Annotated in this window: 1 protein-coding gene; it reads right to left on the bottom strand. The window is 46.3% G+C overall.

Features of this window, described 5'->3' with window-relative positions; translation table 11 throughout:
- Positions 1-990 (bottom strand): aminotransferase class V-fold PLP-dependent enzyme (locus tag A3763_RS26400; protein WP_068760761.1); only part of this gene is annotated, 990 nt, incomplete at its 3' end.
- Positions 991-1,115 lie beyond the last annotated feature (125 nt).

The following is a 1,115-nucleotide window of genomic DNA, read 5'->3' on the forward strand; positions in this document are numbered from 1 at the left end:
GGGTACTTTGTTTTTTGCTGTGCCGATGATTCTTAGCCCGGGTATCGTTGCAGCTAATTCATGGGCACGTGCCAGTAATTTTTGTTCGTGAGTTTCGATCGCTTCTCTATCTAAAGAGTCCATGTAGTCAATGGCTGCAGCTAAACCAATGGCTTCGGATATCGCTGGTGTACCGGCTTCAAATTTATAGGGTAGCTGGTTGAAGGTAGTCCTCTCAAAGCTAACGCGCTCTATCATTTCGCCACCACCTTGATAAGGAGGAAGCGCTTCTAAGCGAGCTTCTTTGCCGTAAAGCACGCCGATACCGGTTGGGCCAAATAATTTGTGTGAGGATAAAGCATAAAAATCACAGTCTAAAGCCTGAACGTCGACCTTGAAATGAGGCACTGCCTGGGCACCGTCGATAACGGTGATGATATTGGCAGCCTTTGCTTTTTCAATGATTTCTTTAACAGGGTTAATCGTGCCCAGGACATTGGATACGTGGGTGACAGCGATGACTTTGGTTTTCTCGTTAATCAACTCATCAACTTGGGAAAGTGATAGCTCACCGTTCTCGTCAAAATCGAGTACTTTAATTTGCGCACCGCATTTCTCCGCCGCTAATTGCCAGGGAACGATATTGGCGTGATGCTCCATGCGGCTAACGATGATCTCGTCACCAGGCTCTAGCTGACTTGCCAAACCGTTAGCAATCAGGTTAATGGCTTCAGTTGTTCCTTTGGTCCAAATGATTTCTTTGGTTGAGTTTGCATTGAGAAATTGACGAACTGTTTCGCGTGCACCTTCGAAACCAGCCGTTGCACGGTCACCCAAGGTGTGCGCGCCTCGGTGTACGTTGGCATTATCATGATGATAGTAGTTCGCCATGCTTTCGAGCACCGCTTCGGGCTTTTGTGCACTGGCGGCACTATCAAGGTAGATCAAAGGCTTGCCATTGACCTCTTGGTTTAGAATAGGGAATTGTTCTCTAATACTTTCAATATTCATTTATCACTCAATACCTTGATAGCTCTTTATGACGCAGGTGCACTAACGACGCGATCATTTAATCTAAAGGGTAACTTAACAGCTCTGCCAGTTGCTGCTCCCAGAAGTCTGCAATAGCTTCAATT

The sequence above is a fragment of the Oleiphilus sp. HI0128 genome (assembly GCF_001635365.1).